General features: G+C 28.4%; 17 protein-coding genes. 1 reads left to right on the top strand and 16 read right to left on the bottom strand.

All coding sequences use genetic code 25. The features are described from left to right. Positions 1-355 precede the first annotated feature (355 nt). The 8 genes from atpA to HLG78_RS04700 form a co-directional block, all read right to left on the bottom strand. The gene (gene atpA, locus HLG78_RS04735) at positions 356-1,858 is read right to left on the bottom strand and encodes a F0F1 ATP synthase subunit alpha (RefSeq protein WP_231177542.1); all 1,503 of its coding nucleotides are present in this window, start codon (positions 1,856-1,858) and stop codon (positions 356-358) included. A gap of 36 nt (positions 1,859-1,894) precedes the next feature. Next, a complete protein-coding gene (locus tag HLG78_RS04730) occupies positions 1,895-2,350 on the bottom strand; it encodes a hypothetical protein (RefSeq protein ID WP_231177528.1) in 456 nt (151 codons plus the stop codon). Between the two features lie 20 nt (positions 2,351-2,370). Next, positions 2,371-2,862: an ATP synthase F0 subunit B gene (locus HLG78_RS04725; protein WP_231177525.1), complete on the bottom strand. Its 492-nt coding sequence runs from the start codon at positions 2,860-2,862 to the stop codon at positions 2,371-2,373. Between the two features lie 25 nt (positions 2,863-2,887). Continuing rightward, complete coding sequence (locus tag HLG78_RS04720; RefSeq protein ID WP_231177522.1) at positions 2,888-3,097, bottom strand: ATP synthase subunit c family protein; 210 nt, start codon at positions 3,095-3,097, stop codon at positions 2,888-2,890. A 46-nt stretch (positions 3,098-3,143) separates the two neighbouring features. Continuing rightward, positions 3,144-3,911, bottom strand: a complete 768-nt coding sequence (locus HLG78_RS04715; protein WP_231177519.1) for a F0F1 ATP synthase subunit A — start codon at positions 3,909-3,911, stop codon at positions 3,144-3,146. A gap of 645 nt (positions 3,912-4,556) precedes the next feature. After that, positions 4,557-5,246 (bottom strand): DUF2238 domain-containing protein, encoded by a 690-nt coding sequence (locus HLG78_RS04710; RefSeq protein WP_231177516.1) that lies wholly within the window; start codon positions 5,244-5,246, stop codon positions 4,557-4,559. A 64-nt stretch (positions 5,247-5,310) separates the two neighbouring features. After that, positions 5,311-7,050 (bottom strand): AmmeMemoRadiSam system protein B, encoded by a 1,740-nt coding sequence (gene amrB / locus HLG78_RS04705; RefSeq protein WP_231177443.1) that lies wholly within the window; start codon positions 7,048-7,050, stop codon positions 5,311-5,313. After that, on the bottom strand, positions 7,041-9,746 hold the full coding sequence (locus HLG78_RS04700) for a DUF3160 domain-containing protein (RefSeq protein ID WP_231177321.1): 2,706 nt from the start codon (positions 9,744-9,746) through the stop codon (positions 7,041-7,043). Before HLG78_RS04700 ends, amrB begins: the two co-directional genes overlap by 10 nt. A gap of 108 nt (positions 9,747-9,854) precedes the next feature. Between HLG78_RS04700 and HLG78_RS04695 the strand changes: the two genes are divergently transcribed. Then, positions 9,855-10,643 carry an integrase core domain-containing protein gene (locus HLG78_RS04695; protein WP_231176132.1) on the top strand — a complete coding sequence of 263 codons (789 nt, stop codon included), beginning with the start codon at positions 9,855-9,857 and terminating at the stop codon, positions 10,641-10,643. Between the two features lie 23 nt (positions 10,644-10,666). On the opposite strand, the gene HLG78_RS04690 is transcribed toward HLG78_RS04695, so the two are convergent. From HLG78_RS04690 to HLG78_RS04655, 8 genes are all read right to left on the bottom strand, one after another. Continuing rightward, positions 10,667-11,263: a hypothetical protein gene (locus tag HLG78_RS04690; protein ID WP_231177319.1), complete on the bottom strand. Its 597-nt coding sequence runs from the start codon at positions 11,261-11,263 to the stop codon at positions 10,667-10,669. 168 nt (positions 11,264-11,431) lie between these two features. Then, positions 11,432-12,958, bottom strand: coding sequence for a class I SAM-dependent DNA methyltransferase (locus HLG78_RS04685; RefSeq protein ID WP_231177317.1), 1,527 nt, complete (start codon positions 12,956-12,958; stop codon positions 11,432-11,434). Positions 12,959-13,081: 123 nt separating this feature from the next. Next, positions 13,082-13,234, bottom strand: coding sequence for a DUF559 domain-containing protein (locus tag HLG78_RS04680; RefSeq protein WP_231177290.1), 153 nt, complete (start codon positions 13,232-13,234; stop codon positions 13,082-13,084). Positions 13,235-13,415: 181 nt separating this feature from the next. After that, the gene (locus HLG78_RS04675; protein ID WP_231177238.1) at positions 13,416-14,588 is read right to left on the bottom strand and encodes a restriction endonuclease subunit S; all 1,173 of its coding nucleotides are present in this window, start codon (positions 14,586-14,588) and stop codon (positions 13,416-13,418) included. A 21-nt stretch (positions 14,589-14,609) separates the two neighbouring features. Further along, positions 14,610-15,116: a hypothetical protein gene (locus tag HLG78_RS04670; protein WP_231177225.1), complete on the bottom strand. Its 507-nt coding sequence runs from the start codon at positions 15,114-15,116 to the stop codon at positions 14,610-14,612. A 79-nt stretch (positions 15,117-15,195) separates the two neighbouring features. Next, on the bottom strand, positions 15,196-18,183 hold the full coding sequence (locus tag HLG78_RS04665) for a DEAD/DEAH box helicase (RefSeq protein WP_231177222.1): 2,988 nt from the start codon (positions 18,181-18,183) through the stop codon (positions 15,196-15,198). Between the two features lie 60 nt (positions 18,184-18,243). Then, entirely contained in the window at positions 18,244-18,927 is a 684-nt protein-coding gene (locus tag HLG78_RS04660) for a type II toxin-antitoxin system antitoxin SocA domain-containing protein (RefSeq protein ID WP_231177215.1), read from the bottom strand. Positions 18,928-18,939: 12 nt separating this feature from the next. After that, entirely contained in the window at positions 18,940-19,368 is a 429-nt protein-coding gene (locus tag HLG78_RS04655) for a hypothetical protein (protein ID WP_231177214.1), read from the bottom strand. Between the last annotated feature and the right edge of the window lie 25 nt (positions 19,369-19,393).

Genomic DNA, 19,393 nt, shown 5'->3' with positions numbered 1-19,393 from the left:
TATGTTAAATAACATTAATTTTTGGATTTAATGTATCAGTATATGCACTGGCTCAGTGTTTACTACGGCAGATATTTCTATCCCGGGAATACATAAATTTCAATTAACTTCAAAATAATTATCAAATATATTTATCTTACTTCTATTGAGAATATATAAATTAATATGTTAAAGCTTTAGCTCAAGCTAACCAATTTTTTATTACTATTGACATTAAGCAATCATTTTTAAAATATAGTTATTTAATTACATCTTAATGAGTGTAATTTTGAAATATAATTAATTTTTTAAACTAAAAAAGCCTCTGAGTTCGTCTACTTGTACTCAAAGGCTTTTCCATAAATCTAATTAATAATTATTTTATTTCTTCTGCAACTTCATCCAATAAACTTTTAATCTGATTTTCTATTTCTTCAGATAAGTTTTTTTCTTCGATTATACTATCCGATAAAAATTTATAGCTACTATCAAGCTTTTCATATATTAGTTTTTCAAACTCTGATATTTTTTCTATTTCTAAAGAATCAAAATATCAGTTAGTACCTGCATATATAACTATAGCTTGCTTATCAAAAGAGAGAGGAGAATTTGGTCATTGTTTTAGCATTTCAACTAATCTTTGACCTCTTTGAATTTTTTGTTGAGTAGATTCATCAAGATCAGAAGCGAACTGAGCAAATGCTTCTAATTCCCTAAACGTTGCTAGCTCAAGTCTAAGTTTTCAAGATACTTTTTTGATAATTTTAGTTTGAGCAGATCATCAAACTCTAGATACAGACAATCATACATTAATAGCAGGTTTTATACCAGCTGCAAAAAGATCAGTTTCCAAAAATATTTGTCAGTCAGTTATTGATATTACATTTGTTGGAACATAAGCAGAAACATCTCAAGCTTGTGTTTCAATAATAGGTAATGCAGTCAAAGATCAACCTCAATTTTCTTGATTTAGTCTAGCTGCTCTTTCCAGCAATCTTGAGTGAAGATAGAACACATCTCAAGGGTAAGCTTCTCTTCCAGGAGGTCTTCTTAGCAATAATGATATTTCTCTATAAGCATTTGCATGTTTAGTTAGATCATCATATACCACCAATGCATCTTTTCATTTATCCATGAAATACTCTCAAATACTACATCATACATATGGAGCAATATACTGCATAACAGCAGGAGAATATGCTGGTACATTTACAACAACAGTATAATCCATTGCTCCTGATTCTTTAAGTGTTTCTACTATCCTTCTTATCTTAGATTCCTTTTGTCATATAGCAACATATATACAATATACATCATTTCATTTTTGATTGATTATTGTATCAATTCATATTGTAGTTTTACCTGTTTGTCTATCTCAAATTATAAGCTCTCTTTGTCATCTTCATATTGGTACCATACTATCTATTGGCTTAATACCAGTTTGTAATGGAGTATCAACTCATTGTCTTGCCATTACTCAAGGAGCCACTTTTTCTAGTGGATACTTCTTTTCTTCTTTTATTTTTTCTCATCAATCTATAGGATTTCACAAACCATCCACTACTCTACCCAAAAAATCATCTGAAACTCATACACTTAAAACTTCTCAAGAAGATTTTACTACTTGTCATTGAGTGATATTACTATAATCTCACAAAACCAACACACCCACATAGTTTTGAGTCAAATCCAAAACCAATCATTTAGTACCATCTTCAAACTCTACTATTTCAGAAAACATTGCATCATCCAAACCTACTACTGTAGCCACACCATCTTTCACTTCAAGAATTTCTCATTTTTTAGAAAAGGTTTCATCTAAAGATGTATTTTTTACCTTTTCTTCTATTTGTTTTATCAAATCTTTTGCAACTGACATAAATTTGTGTTTAAAAATTAAATTTTATTATCAAAACTATCTTAATAATCTACTTAAGTCTGAATCTAGAGTTCTTTTAAAATAATAACCTTCTCATTTAGCAAACATTCAAACTGATTCTTGATTATATGAATCTACATCACATTCTCAAAATTTTTCACATATTGTCTTTTTTATAGAATCATCAATTTTTTTAGAGTTTATAAACACATCAAACTGTCACTTTAAATCTTTATTTTGTTGTTTGAATAAAGATAAAAGATTTAGTAAATCTTCTTTGTTAAGCTTTCAGTATGTATTTAAAAAAACTATCAAATCTACGATAGATTCATCTACATCTTTCAGAACAGATTGGAACCTATTTGTTAGCAAATTTTTTCAGTATTTTTTATACAAATATAAAACCACAAGAAAAAGATCTAATATAAATTTTCTATCATCAGCTTTAGAAAAATGATTTTCTACTAACTCTTTATTTGTTATATAACTCATATTTTATCAAATAATCTAAATTATTTTTTTGCTTGCTCTAATATATTTGAAATATATTTATCCTGCAGCTGAACATCTTCTTCAATAAGTTTTCAAACAACCACTCTTACTGTTTCTTTCACAGACTCCTCCCAAGAATCTTCAAGCTCTTTTTGTATACTATCAGATTTCATTTTAGCATTTTCAATAATATCTTCTGCTTTTCTTTCTGCATTTGATATTATTTTTTGCTTTTCTTGCTTGGCAAGATCTTCTGCTTCTTGAAGAATTTTATTTTTATGTTCTTTAGCCTCATCAATTATTTTTTCACTTTCTTCTTTGGCTTCTTTTATTTTTTTATCATACTCTTCTTTAGCATTTTTAATTTTTTCCAAAAGCTGTTTTCTCTCTTCCATAGATTGAATTATTTTTCAAGCAAAGAAGTATTTAAATATGAAAAAAATAATCAACAAGTTAACAGCTTGGATAAGCACATTTACAACTATTTGAATAGTTTCATTTTCAAACTGCATAATCTATTTTTATATCAATTTAAAATTACATCAAAAGGAATGCTACCACCAAAGCAAATATTGCTGTAGCTTCTGCAAATGCAATAGATAAAATTGCTGCAGTAAGATATTTCCCTGAAGCTTCAGGATTTCTTGATAAAGCTTCCAACCAAGATTTACCAATCAAACCAATACCTATACCAGCTCAAATTACTCACAATATAGCTATTCCAGGTCAAAGTACACTCAATTCCATAAGTTTATTTATTTAACATATAAATTATAAAACCAAAATGACTAGCTTAATGAACCGACTCAGCCATTTTGAAATATATACACACAAGCAATGCAAAAACAAATGCCTGTATAAAAGACACAGCAATTTCAAACACTATCACCAAAACAGGAAACAACACTGGCAATGCTGTGATTGACAAAGTCAACAATATCACTCATGCGAATATATTTCAAAACAACCTAAGAGTCAAAGACAATATTTTTGCTACTTCTGATATCATTTCTAACACTCAAACAAAAAGCCCTATTGCAATATCTGCAATTTTAACAAAAAACTTTCAGACAGAATCAACCTTATCCACAAGTCCCATTCATTTATATGGAACAAACTTTTCTATATAATGAAAACCATTCATCTTGAATCAATAAATCAAAGATCCAACAACTCACAAAACAGCAAGTATAGCATTAAAATAAATATCTGTAGCAACCGGCCTAAACCATTCATGCACAGCTGGTATTACTATTGCAAAAACATCTCATAATACTCAAAATAAATTAACCCACAACAAATAAAAAAACACAAAAATAACATAATTTTTAGCGATTGGATGTAATGTACCACCTATATTTTCAAAAAAATCCAACACAAGCTCAACAAACATATCTACTCACACAACAAACTTGTTTTTTGGATTTTTAGATTTCAACAAATTATATAACACAACAAACAAAACAAAAAACACCGTAGCAACCAACGATGTTATCAAAGTTTGAGACACTGGAAATCAAAATACTTCAATATATTCAGGTGTTATATCAGGTAAATACATTACAAACTTATTTTTTAAAATAAACACTTTTATCAAAAAACCAAGGAGCCGTGGAGTAATTCTATCTCTATCCCCCTAGACCAAAGTGGGTAACTCGACCTCATCCAAAGATAAGGCATACCGGTTCCCATAGTTTGGGTGATGTGGAGGAGATAAAGGAACACCCACCAACTCCTTAGAAAGGACAATTATTAATATAATTTTTTTCTTTATTTTTTCAAGAGAAAATAAAGAAAAAACTGTTAACATATTGAAAATATCAATAAAATATATATACTGCTTAACACCTTGGAGTTAAATAAAAGAGGTAAACATGGAATTTATACTAGGCATAGCAATATTTTTGGTGTTCTTTATAGTTGGATGGCTGCTTGCCAAAATTGTAAAATTCAGTATGGCTGCTACTTTTGCTCATCCAGGATAGGCTTTGTTTATCATTGTACCAGCCTTTGGAGTGGTAGCTTTATTGTTCTTTCTAACCTATCACTTTGATATATATTCCAAACAGGGAGTGGATTTTGTAGCTTTTTTCATAGGATTGGTTTGGAGTTTAAACATAGTTGAAAAAACCATAGAGAAAATTATAGACTAATCCTCTATATAGGGAGCAGTGAACATACTGCTCTCTTTTTGTTTAACAAAATGTTATTTTTTGAATAAATTCTCATTGGACTGTTCAAATTTTTCTACTAATTTATCAAACCACTTGAAGCTTTCTCATTTTTTCAAGTATATATATCACCATATAGAAGCAATCAAAGCACCAACAGCATCCATCATTAGATCTATCATTGTATCTTTGACTCAAAGTCTTGTATCAAATTCTCAATACACCTCTTCCAAATTTCTTGCCTTTTGCATATCAAGGCCAAACAATTCATCCATCCAAAATTCAAAAACCTCCCACAAAGCTCATAAAGCCAGAGCAAAACAAAACGAAAACATTGCTATTATTCCAGCCGGAGCAGAAAATTTTCAAGATTTGTAAAAAATATATAATATCAAAAAACCAACAAAACCAAGACCTATTCAAGAAAGCAGATGCAAAAGATCATCCCACCAACCAAATCTTTCATAATAACTGTGGACTTCTCACAAAAACAATGATGCAAAAACAAAAACAACAATCAAAATTTGAAATTCTTTGGGTATCTTAATATCATATTTTGCAAAAAATAAATGAAAATAAGTTAGGAAAAATGCTAATGTGCTTACAAAAACTGCCATCCAGTTTTGTTCGTATATTCATCCTGCAATAGCAAGCAACAATATTAATCTAATAACTACGGTAAACTTATTTTCTACAAAAATAAAATTCAAAATTTTTTTAAACATATTCATAAAATAGGAATCAAACAAAATATTTTTATAAATTTTTTACAGAAAATCAAGCTACTTTCTAAGCCGGATATGCATCTATTGTTCAGGTAAAAACATTGATTTCACCATCCAAATTGTAATCTATCAGAACCTCCTTTCATTTTTTGGTTTCTTCAGAAAATCCTTGATCAAACAAAAAATTTCACAAACTATAAATTATTGGCTTGTCATCATACCGTTGTATTCACTGACTTACATGAGGATGATGACCTATTATCAAATCAGCTCCGCAATCAATCAATTTGTGAGCTATACTTTCTTGTCTTGCATTATGTTCTTGTTGGTATTCTATTCACCAATGGACACTTACAAAGTTTTCATAACTTGGCTCATACTCACCAAGAATTTCACAGTAATTTTCAATCATATTTGGAGTTACAGTAAAATCATAACTATGCCAAGCATAATCAATTCATCTCTTGGTACCTGTATACACATAATTATTCTCAAAAAGGTTTCAATGTCTAATATAACCAAAATAATCAAATCATTCTTCTTCAAGGTTTTGGATAGTATCCAAATGTGCCTGTACACCTCCATCTATACTATGATTGTTCGCCAAACTAAGTATATTGAATCACAAATTTTTCAACCAAGGCAGAAACTTTTTTGATGAACAAAAAGCAACTTCTTTGTCTGTTGACTGACAAACAGAAGAATCTGAAACTACTGGTGTTTCCAAATTCAAACCAACAAAATCAAAACCAAAAAGTTTTCTGTGATGATAATAATCCAAGTCCTGACCTGTATCTCCCAAACTAAAATACCTTGAGAAAAAATCATAAAACTTTTTTTCATTATCCAAATAATAACTCACTCCCCTGTCATAAATCAAATCACCATAAAAGGCTATAGTAAGTCAGTTGTTTTCTGGTTTTGTAGAATCATAAGATATAAAAAGTCTAGAAGTATTATCATACCCAAGCTCTTTGCCTTGAATCAAACTGCTACTGTCTCTATAATCCAAAGTTGGATATTTTTGGTTGTGCTTAGCCAATTTGTTTAGTATATACAAACAGTTTTGGCAATCTACTTCAAGTTGTTGATAATCTTTGATATCCAAAGAATTTTTTAGAGTATACAAACTTGTTTTATCGTGCATATAAGCAAAGTTTTCTGGGAGATAATGAGAAAAATCAACAGAAGATATATACAATGTGTTTTTGTCTGCAAATTTATTTTTTAGCAACTCTATCACATCATCTACCCTTCTAAAATCATTTGGAGACACTACCAAAGGATAAATATCTGGGCTGTCAAAAAAACTTTTGATGTAAGGAAAATGTTCTCAAATTCAATGCTCTTTGGTGGTATATTTTCAATTTTTATACCTAAAAAGGTAGTCAGATTCAAAAATAGATTCTGCTCAGGTTCAATCATATATTAACTCTTGATCAACCAGAGATTTTGTATTATTTATACACCATTTATCATAACACAAGGAATCAGTTTTAGGATTTTCATAAAATGATATATAATTATTTTCACCCAAACCAAAATGATTTGGAGATATCAAGACTATATTTAGATCATCAACCTCATCCAAAGCATATTTGTGATTTAGTTTGTCATAATAATTATACACAGTTTGAGGTTGTATCATAAAATGAGGAATAACTGCAAATTCCTGTACAACCATATCTTCTGAGCTGGAATACAAACCATTGTTGTTTGTAGTTTCTGAATCAAACCCATAAAACAATACAAAAAAAACTATAACTGAAAACAAAAATCAAAACACAATACTGGTTATTCTCATTTATTTATTTTTTCATATAGATTCTGAAAAGGCAATGCTCTTAAGTTGTCTTTTTGTTCATCAGAAAGCTCATCATAAGCATTCTGCCAGTTTTCATCAGTTAATCTACCAGAAACATCTACATGTTCTCCAACAACTTCTTCTCAATAAAACTCATAAGGAGTATAAACAGGACCAACAGCTATCCTAGGTCAGTTGACATCCTCTATCATTACCATTATCAATTGTGGTCTTCATATAGCATTGTACAAAGCACCAAAATCTCCTGAAGTAAAAATATCTGCCACCAGAGAACCTCTTTCCTCTTTTTGGAGTGGTTGTCATATATACTTATTTGGGACCAAAATCTCTCTCAATTCTTTGTGATAAAGTCTTAGTTTTTCAAAGTCTTCATCAGGTATCTCTTCATTTTTGGTTTGAGCAACTGCTATTTGTCTGATAAATTCAAGATACTGGATAAAATCATCAAATTTATTATCTTCATCATAAAACTCATTTGTTTTTTTGGAAAGATATATTAGTCTATCAATAAGTTCAATATTTGGTTCTATATAACCTTTGGGTACTGATAAGCTTGGAGGCTCTACTTCTACAGTACATCATCGTCATCATCCTCAACCAAGTTCTGCATAAGCTTGCTTTACATACAACAAAGTTGCATGTTTCAATTCTGTATAAGAACCAAGATAAGTTACAAGATTTTTTTGTTGGTATAACTCATCTTGTACAAAATAAGGGTCGTTTTCATCTTGTATAAATAAATAGTTTAGAGTATCCAACCATTTATGATAAATATTTTCTCAAAAATCAAAATATTTTACCTGATCTATAAGACCATCAGCTTTGTCATAATATTTTTCGTGATATTCTCTGTCCAGCATATCATTTTCAGTAGCCCAAGTCTCCAAAAACTCTCCTACAAAATTTCAAGCTAAATCATTTTCAGACAAAATATGAGGAATACTATTGGCAGTTGTAACTGGTGGCTTTTCTTTTGCTTCTTTTTCAGCAGATCCTGCTGTAAGCTGATCGTATATCCACGAATCAATAGTTGTTCTTTCACCAAAAAACACAAAACCAACAGTATCCTGATGAGCCTGTTCTTCTGTTATTTGGAAAAACTCATCTGTATCATAAGAGGTAGAAATTATATGCTGAGGCTTGAGGTTTTGTAACTGCTCATGCATTTGTTGGTCAAATTCTTCTAGTATATTAGAGTCACTGTCTAGATTGTTTTCCTCCAAATAATTTTGAATATCATAGATATTTATATCATCATCTTCTCATACAAGCTTTTCTACAAACTCATGCATTTGAGAAAATTTTTCTTTGGAATCATCTGATATGTTATTCACCTGAATCAAGGCTGTTTTGGTCAGATCTTCATCCAAGAAATAAAACTTTTCTCTCATAAGGAACTGCAATCACATAAAATATGTTTTCAACAAAGAGTTGGTAGTATAATGACTTCTTGGCTGAAACTGAGTATAATCTTGTACTATATCAACCTCATGATCTGTAAATAAATTTGGATAATAATGCTCCAAAAGAATATCATTTTTTCTTTCTTGCTCTGATTTAAGTATCTCCTCAAGGTGTGAAATAACTACTTGTTGAGCATCATCAGAAAGTACATTTATTTTTTCTTCTAGTTCAGCTTTTACTATATTATGTATTTCTTCATCATCTAAATCATCTTGGGGACCATTTGGATGAGGATCGTGGGGAACCTGTTCAGAAGCCAACAATTCTTGCTCGTTTATCAGCAAAGAAGAAGCTATAGCCCAGTATCCAACCAAAAATTCATAATGTTCTTTGAGCTGTTCATCAGAACCATCTTGATACAAGTCTACAAACTTATCATAAAAATTATCAGCCAACTCAGAGATATTTTTTCTCATAAAAGACTGCTCGTAATATTTCAGATTATCAGAGAATATGGTATAATACATATGCAACAAAAGATCAGAAGTTACAAACAATGTATTGTATGGATATCTTCTATAATCTTCTGATTCTCATCATATAGCATTGATATAAGCAACCCATTCTTTATAGAAATCATTTTTATTAACATCATCATCTCATTCTCATTCATAAGAGATATATTGCCAATGAGGATCCAACAACAACCATCCCCTATCTTCAAAGAAATCCAAAGCATTGTCAGATAAATCCAAAGGACCACCATCCATATACTGATCTGTTCAATGAAAAGAAAGATTTGCAGCATATCAGTCTCACTGATACTTGTCAGTTAGTTTAAGATGATCAGCATCAGTAAACTCTTCCAAAGAAACAGTCTTTATTACCTCTTGAGTATCTTTATTTTCTATTTCCACTCACTCCTGGCATTTCTCGTTGTTTTTAATTTCTTGAATTGTTTCTTCATCTGGAGTATATTGTTTTGTCCATTCTTTTGTATATCATTCAGTTATTGCCTCAAAATTTTCCATATCTTCCAAGTTTGGCTGCTCCATTTGCCAGTTGTATGTGTATTCTGATTGTTTGTTGTGGTTATAAACTTCTTCTTTTTCAAACATACCACCTGTTCCTGCTGAAATTTGATCAAATTCTGTTTTTTCTCATGATGTTTCTTGATAATCAGATTCTTCTGGTTGTTCTTGGGTACCGAATTCACATCCAGATAAAGTCAAACCAACCATAATCACAAACAAAAATAGTAGTTTTTTCATTATATATTTTTATGTTATAAATTATAAATAACATACTTGTAAGATTATATAGCGTTGTTAAAAATAATGTGTATACAAAATACTATTTATTTGATAACAAACTATGTAATGAATATACATAAAAATACAAGACTAACACCACTCCAGAGAAAAGAGGTCTGGGAATACTATAAAAGATGAATGAAGCCTAAGGATTTACATATTAAGTTCAATGTATCATTGCCTACCATATACAAGATAATAAAGAGAGCAAGAACTCAAGAGTTTTTACCAAGAAATTCTATCAATAATAGATTTAGAAACATTAGGCGATGATTACTTAGATTAGCTAAAATAGAATCTAAGATAATAGAAAAGAAAAACAAAGAAGCTAGAAGATACAATAAAAACTACCCTTGAGAAATGATGCATTTTGACACAAAAAAACTACCTCTTATAAGATGAGCAGCAAACAAAAAGTCTGAATACTTATTTGTATGAATAGACGACTATTCTAGAGAACTTTATGTAGCTATAATGCAAGATAAGACACAAGTATCTTCGTCTATGTTTCTTAGACAGGTAATAGATGAATGTCCTTACACTATTGAGTGTGTGTACTCAGATAATTGAGTTGAGTACAAATGAAATGATAAACATGAATTTGTTAAAGAGTGTGTAAAAAGCTGAATAAAGCAAAAATTTACAAAAGTTAGAACACCAAGAACAAATTGAAAAGCAGAGAGGGTTATAAGAACATTAATCGATATGTGGCACAGTAAGGAAGTTTTTAAGTCATCAGAACATAGAAAAATGTCTTTAAAAAGATTTGTAAATCGATATAACACTGTAAAGCCACATAAATGACTAGATAATAAAACTCCTTATGAAGTTATTGAAAAGTTCTATTACTGATAATTTTTTAACAACGCTACCTTTTCTTACATGTTTACTAATTGAGTTGATGTATCACAAAGGTTTAATACTAATTCCAAATTTTTTTGATTAGATTTATTAATCACTCCGGTTCATTCATCTAAAACCTCCTCAAATTGGTTTAAAGTTTTGCACAATCATAATAATTTTTCAAAATTTGTTTCTTCAGTTTCTTCTAATAAAAACCTAAAAGAAAATTTCTCACATAACTTTTTGAATAAATCTATACTATTACAAAATTTTAACATATTTTGAAGATTTTTCTCATTTGAGGTTTCCAAAACTCCGGCTACATATTTGTTTTGACAGAAAATTTTGAACTCTTCAAAACTTTGTCAGAATACCAACAACTCAATAGTTTTCAAAGACAAATCATCTCTAAAATCTTTCAAAACCTCCTTATATTCTTTTAGATTTTCTATATATCACTCCATAAATTCAAAATCCTTTTTTTCAGGGTTTTTTTCTTCTGAAAGTGTAGTTTGGATATACTCTCTTACAAAACTTTTTAATCATTCCGTATCTTTGTTGTTTTTGAGAAACCCTTTTAGTTCACCAAATTCTATATTTTCGAAAGTTCAGGGATTTAATTTTTCATTCATTTTCTAAAATTTAATATATAATTTTTTGAAAATTTACAAATAAAAAAATATATAAAGAAAATATATTTATTGTCAATCGTAAATTAAATCAATAAGAAATAATGTCAATTTCTAAGATATTAGATTTTTCTAAATATAATAACAATACAAAACAAACTTAATATATTTTTACAACTCCTCCAACTTTTTCCATATATTGCTTTCTATATCTTTGATATCCTGGATTAATTTTTCTGGTTTTTCGTACTCTATTGGCTGATATTCTATATTTTTGTACCTGGAAATACTTAGATCATAGTCGTTGTCCACTATCTCATCTTTGGATACAAAAAACCAGCGATCATCTTCTCAAGGAACCGCATCATAATTTCTTTTTTCTACTATTTCTTGATATTTTTGGATCAAATCAGGTAGGTCGTTTTGGTCTTTGTCCAATGGAGTTCTCTTGTCGTCTAGGCTAAATCATTCTTTTTCTACATCATAAAACCATACTTTTTGGGTAGTATCACCTTTGGTAAATACAAGTATAGAAGTGCTAACTCAAGCATAAGGTTTGAAAACTCATCCTGGCAAAGAAATCACTGCATTCAATCAAGAGTTTTCTACTATTAGTTTCCTTAGTTTTTTGTGTGCATTTGAAGCTCCAAAAAGCACTCAATCCGGTACAATCACTGCTGCCCTGCCTCAGGTAACAAGTTTGTTGTAAATAAGTTCTACAAACAAAAGTTCTGTCTTGTTGGTTCATATAGTAAAATCACTGTGAACATCAGATTTGTCTATGCTTCAGGTAAATGGCGGGTTGGCAAGAATTACATCAAACTCTTCTTGGTGAGAAAAGCCCTTGGACAAAGTATCATCATAAGCAATATTTGGATTGGAGATCCCATGCATTATACTGTTCATATTTGCAATCCTTACCATAGTACTATCAAAATCATATCAGTGTAGATTTTTTTGTTTTATTCTCTTTCGGTCTTCTTCTGTAAGCAAGTCAGCAAGGTAATGTTGGCCGTCTTCGTCTTGGATAACTCCAGTAGAAGATGTGTTTTGTTGCAGGATATGTTTGTAAGCTCATATCAAAAATCAAGCTGTACCACAAGCAGGATCCAAAATTTTGTCGTATTTGGTAGGATTTACAATACTTGTCATAGTTTCTATAATGTGCCTTGGGGTACGGAACTGTCAGTTTTTGCCGGCTGTTGCGATTTCGCTAAGTAAGTATTCATAAATATCTCAAGCTGTATCTTCGTTTTGTTCGGTAATATTAAGTTCTTCTATGATATTTATGGAAGTGGCAAGCATACTTGCTTTGGGTATCAGGAAAGAGGCATCTTTGAGGCTTCAGGTAAATCAGTGTCAATTCTCCAAGGTTTTCAAGAAAGGGAAAACAACGTCTCTAACGAAGGGAAACATTTGCTCTGCTGGAAGTTCAGACCAATGTGACCATCTAAGAGTTTGTTTGTCGTAGCTTTGGCCGTTGTGTTCAAAAGTTCACTCAAAAACAGAAGTATAATCAAAACCAGAAAGTCTTTGGGATTTTTTGAGGTTTTGTTTGTCTATCTCATCCAGTCTTTTCATAAAAATAAGGTAAGAAATTTGTTCTATAGCAGTCAAAGGATTGGAAATCCCTCCAGACCAAAAAGTATCCCATAATTTTTCTATTTTTGATTTTAGTTGAGGATTTGAGTTTAGCATTTGTATAGATTAATTTACTTAAATTATTTTCATATTATCGATTGGGTAAGTTTTTTCAAGTTGAAAGATTATACTTATGAAGATAAGGTAAATTTATATTTTCAAGCTTTAAAATAATTCTTTTTACCTATCTTTAATTTTATTTTCCAAATCAATTTGCACTGCTTCTAGATTTTTGAAAATATCGTAATTGTTGTATCTAATAACTATGATTCAATATTTTTGTAAAACCAAGCTTCTTTCGTTATCATAATCTATGAATTGCTTGTTTTTCATTTCATTATGATTTGTTGGTAAATAGTTTAGTAAACAGAAACAACCCCCCGCTCAGCAAAATTGCCGAGCTGCCCCCCTTATCAGGGGGCTAATTTCCTCCCTGACAAGAGAAGGGAACCGCTTGCAGTGGAGGGTTTGATGTTCTCCCCCTGATAAGGGGGATACCCAAAGGGAGGGGGTTTTAAAACCTAAAACTCTCCTGCATTTGCGAACTATAAAGCTCCTGAAGTTTTTCCAAGGATTGTTGGTGAAGCTGTTTTTTAGCTTCTATTTGCTGAATTTTGTTGGCAAATTCCTGCTGGAGTTCCAAAGGTGGAAGATAAATTTTTATACTTTGTACTTCTTTAGCATTTATGTTTGCCATTCAAACAATACTCTTTGCCATAGTAAATAAAACCTTTTTTCAATAATCAGAATTTAAAAAAGTAGATAAAAAGATAGGTAAAATTTTTTCCTTATCAACTTTAATCCTTATCAAATACCCAGCAAAAGCTCTTGGCATATCAAGATCATATACTGCTGTTTTTCAAACTAATTCTTTACTATTTGTCCTATTAAACAAAACATCTCATTTTTCTAAAAGATACTTTCTTTTTTCTTCTTCAGTATCCAAATTAATATACTTCATACTTTCTAAATTAATATTTCAACTGTAAGTAATATTATTCATTCTTAATATTTCATAACTTCCTTGTGTTTTTTCTTCAAAAGCCTTCTTAGAAGTTCAATAATTTACAGATGTAACTAAATCTTTAATTCTTTTTATTTCCCACCCCTTTGGATTTAAGTAAGGATCACCAAACATATCAATGAATATTGATTTTGTTAGCTCATCGGTTTTGGATATGACTTGTTTTTTCATTTCTATCAGATTTTCTATCTTCTCCAATTTGTCGGCTATGGCTTTTTGGGTTGAAAGATCTGGGAGAGGGATTTCAAGATTAGAAAACGATTTTTTATTTAATATTGAAACAACTGTGGAGGTTGATCTTGTTTGAAATAGTTGCTCATAAAATTTTATAGAAAAGTATAAGTATTTATTATAAACCTTATTTTCATCAGGTATTATAGAATTTATTTGTTGATTAGTACAAGTTTTCTCAGTTGCTATTGCACATTTTCAAATATTTCCAATACATCACACCATAACACTTCAAGCGGGAATATGTTTTGACTTCATTTTTTCAAATCACATACTACTAAGTTTTTTTTCTGTATCAAAAACATATATACCTTGATCCAAATCTTTTGGACATACTCGTAAATATTCATCTCAATAATACTCCGGTACTTTTGTAGAAGGAGTTGATCAAGTAACAATTTTTCAAATATCTCAAAGTTTAACTGTTTGCATTATTATTTTTATTAATATAAATTAATTATAAAAAGTTTCTTTATTTCTTTCATGTTGAAATTTTGAATCATATATAACTGCAGTTAAAAATAACAATCAAAATATAGGATACAATATTAAGATAATTACTCAAAAAATAAAAAAAGTTAATAATAATGTTGTTCCAAATCTATCGTAGCACAATTCTTTCCTATTGTCTTCATACATATAATTTCTAACATCTTCATGTTTTAAAAATCGCTGTGAAAATTTAAAAATATAATATATACTTACTCAAGTTAAAAAAAGAGACATCACAACAGTCAAAAAATGATCATATACTCATGGTATAATAGAAAAAATCCAAAATGGAAAAAAATTTATAATATTACATAATAAATATTCACCAGAGTTACAATTTATATAAAAATTATTTAAAAGATAATTTACAAATGGTTTACTTATAAGTTCAAATACTGATATAACAAGAAAAGTTGACATTAAGAACTGTTTTAATCTTCTTTCATCTAATTTATAATTTTCATTCATTTTTTTGCAACTTAATTATATATAAACTTTTTCCTATTTTTTACAACATTTTAGCACGATCTATATTCTAGGTAGCAAATTAACTTCAAATAACATAAAAATCTATTCAATAAAAGTCTTTTAAGTATCACTCTGTAGAACCCAGCAATTGATTTTGATTAGTATTACCTTGAATACTAGATAAATTTACCATTGGATTTACTACATATACAGAATATTTTACTTCCAAACTATATTTTTTTCGATTTTCTATTATTTTATCAAATTCTTCTTTGTTTCATTCTATAAACTTGCTATTAGAAGCATTTTTAGAACGATAAATTATTTGAGTATACATTTCATTTATATTATTCCAAATTGCACTTTTTTGAGCTTGTCAACATACATCATACAAATCATTTATTTGATTTCTTGGAGCTCCTGATCAAGAAGTTTTACAATGATATAAATCCAAGTTAATAGTTCAATTACTTATATATATACCTATAATATCTGCAATTTCTCATTTTCAATGATCAAAAAAAATTATATCATAATTATTTTGAAATAAATTATCTATTACACATTTTTGAACACTGTCACAATTATCATTACCGTTTCGCTCTTCTTTTTTTATATCATATCAACTCCAATTCCAGCTAATTAATCTATTATTATTAAAAACATAACTTTTTCAAGTTTTATAATATAATTTATCATCTAAATATGAATTATCAATATACCTTAAATAAAAAGGATTGTTATTTATCCAATCAACTAAATCATAATAATCATCATTTACCCTTATATACAAATCATGTTGTTCATAATATGAAACACTGATCTTATTTTCTTCCTCATCATAATAAATTTTAATCCTAATAGTACATTCTTGATTTTCAATATTTAAAGGTATTATAAAGTTATCTTTATCTATATTATCTCTGTCTATAATTAAATCATAATCATAAATATCATGATCACTTATTTTAATTTCTTCACTATAAATTTTTTCATTCCAAAAAATTCAAACAATTCTTTCTGCATCTAAATAGTTAATATTTTCTCATAAATTATACTCATTAACAAATCCTTGAAAAATTCTTGGCAAATCACTTTCAGAAACTTCATTACCTAACACTTTTGAAGATACATATACACACCAATTTTTCCATTCAAATAAATCTACTTTTTCAGTATTCCATACTTTTCACTTACATGAAGTACCTAAAATTTTACTAATTCATCATCCAAAAGTACTAGCTGATACATTTTTTATTGTACTTAAATACTTTTCTAAATCAGATATATTTTTTATAACATCTTTTCACATATCAGAATTATAACTTGTAGTTTCTTGAGTTGACAAGTTAGATCTTCCTAATACTTTTATTTTATCAATATAATCATCTTCATATATATTTAAAACTTTTTTTCATAAGTTAGACTGATGAAAGTTAAATTTTTTAATTATATTTTCTTTGAAAGATTCTGAATTAGAATAAATAAATATTTTATAAGTATTCTTATCATAATACATTACAAAAAAACTCCATTGAATATCATATATATCTTTAGTTTGAATCCATGTTATATTTTTTTTATCTTTCTTTAATGAATATAAGATATTTTCATTTATGTTATAGTTTACTAAATATCATTCATTTTCTAAAATAGTAGCACAATTTTTAAAGTCAAATTCACTATATGTTTCGTAAACTTCAGTACTTGAAGGTATAATAAAATTATCTTCTTTTATATTATAACTTAAATTTTCATATTCTCATCAATCCTCTATTAAATTACTCTCAAAATTTTCAAAAAATTCTTTTTTTATTTTTAGAGATTCTATTGTATTTTCAGATTTATGGCTAATAATATAATTCCAATCTGCATTATTTTTATATAAATCACTCAAACTTTGAGAGATATTTTTATCTTGTATATTTGTTATAATAGTTGCATTTCAAATTTCTTCATCTCAACTACGAGAAAATCTTCAAAGAAGTTGTAAAGTTGTTGATAAATTTTTATATTTATCATGATAAGCTAATATTTTAAGCATATTAAGATCAAACCCTTCTCATAACATTCAAACACATATAACCACATCATATTGTCAGTTTTTAATTCCCCTTAATATCTCTTTTTTTTTATAGTCTCTCAAATCACTATGAATTGTAACTATTTTTGACTCATCATAAATATTTTTATAGTGATCTAAAACCTCACTAGTTCTTGAAATCTTCGAAACTCTAACCATTAATATATGAGAATATCAAGAATTTTTATCATTTTTAAGTTGTTGTGTTGATTTTTCAGCAATTTCACTATCAGAAACAGTATTATCAAAAGCTTCTATTGGAAGAAAATTTATAGATTTAAATAGTCAGTCATTCTGAGCTTTTCTTAGTGAATAATTATATACAATACTTCAATCTATAATTTGATTATCTTGTCTAAAAGGAGTTGCAGTAAACTTAACTATTCTCTTATTATTTGCCTTAGCCTTTCACAAAAAAGCATCCCATGTCTCAGCTTTTGAATGATGAGCTTCATCAACAAAAAAATAATCAAGATTATTTATAAGTTCTTGTTTTGAATTATCATCTAAATTACTAATAAGCTTCATAGTAGAAATTATAATATTTGAATTTTTACAAATTTTTTTTATATTCTCTTGAGAATCTCAATGATATAAAACTCCCACTAAAGGATTTTTAATTTTTGTGTTTATAATTAAGTTTTCCTTCAGAACTCATAATTCTAAAATTTTTTCATAAGTTTGTTTGCGCAAAACATCACTAGGTACAATTATTAAAATATTATTTAATTTTGCATATAGTATCAAAGATATTAAAGTTTCAGTTTTTCATGTTCAAGTTGGCATTACTACAATTCAGGGCTTGGTTGAAATTGTCCAATGTGATAAAACTCAATAAATAGCTCACTTTTGACATTTTCTTAAATTTTGTAAATTTATATTTTTTCACCAAGACTCAAAAATTTTTCTTTTATTTGAAACTAAAGGTTCAATATATCAATAAATAAAGTTTTTTCAAAATTTGGTTTTAATTAATCTATTCATATTATTAATTTAAAAACTAAAATTATACTTCTTCTGAAACTTTTTCATATAACCTCTAACCTAAAAAACTAAATTCCCCATACCATTATTATCTCATTTTTGATAATCAGCCATTGGCTCAGTATCATAAGACTTTTCCATCAAAGCAACACTATCCAGATCTCCATACTCATCCAAAACTTTATCTATAAACTTTTTTTCATAACTTGTCAAAACCAAGTTTTTATCAAAAAACGACTTAGCTTCAAAATCTTTGTTGTTGGTCTTACTATAAATACTATCCAAAACATATATTTCACTATTGAAAGGTCCATAATGCCAACGATAATAATTAATTCACACTATCTTGTTGCCCAAAGTTTTATGAGCTTCATAATCTATGAAATACAAAAGCTTCATAGCTTTCAAAATATCTAATTTATCAAGTTTTTGCAAAATATAATCTACTACTTCCAACATCTTCCAAGAAATAACTGACTTTGTCAAAATCTCAAAAGGAACTGATAAAACATTACTCAATTTGGTAAGAACATCCAAAGAAGGATTGTATTCTCATTTTTCCAAATTGGAAATGATAGCTTGAGTAAGACCTGATTTCTTAGCAAGCTCTGACTGAGAAAGTCATCTATACTTTCTCCAATGATAAATATTGGTTCAGATAGTTAATCTTTTTTTGTACAAATCAATTTCATTTTGATCAATATGTTTTTCCCAAGTTGTATTTGTCTTTTTTTTGATAGGCATTTTGAGTATGTTTTATGATTTAAAACGGTCTGTAATATCATAATAATCGTATTTGTAAGTCTTGCTTATAAAATCATCATATATTTTTTTGGAAAAAGAGATTTGTTTATCGTAATCTTTTTCAACTTTTTTGATTTCTTGTTTCTTGCTATAATGTTTTGGTTTTACCAAGTATGATGTTAGCAAAACAAATTCACCTTTTTGGTAAGCAAAGAATATTCTCAATAATTCTTTACTGTTTGGCACAGATATCAAAAAATAGCATATAGGACCAGTAGCATTTTTGGAATTTTTGCCATCCAGATTCATATTTTGACAAAATAATTCTATACTTGCTACAATTTTATTAATTAATTTTTGTTGTATATCTTGATCAAAAGATCAGACTATGCTTTCTATTACATCTTTTTCATCATTTAAGTAAGAATAAACAAGGACCATTATAACATGTATTAGACAGTTAAAA

The organism is Candidatus Absconditicoccus praedator (genome assembly GCF_021057185.1).
Taxonomy (GTDB): domain Bacteria; phylum Patescibacteriota; class Gracilibacteria; order Absconditabacterales; family Absconditicoccaceae; genus Absconditicoccus; species Absconditicoccus praedator.
Note: the sequence above shows the minus strand (reverse complement) of the source record. Positions and strands in the feature narration are given on the sequence as shown.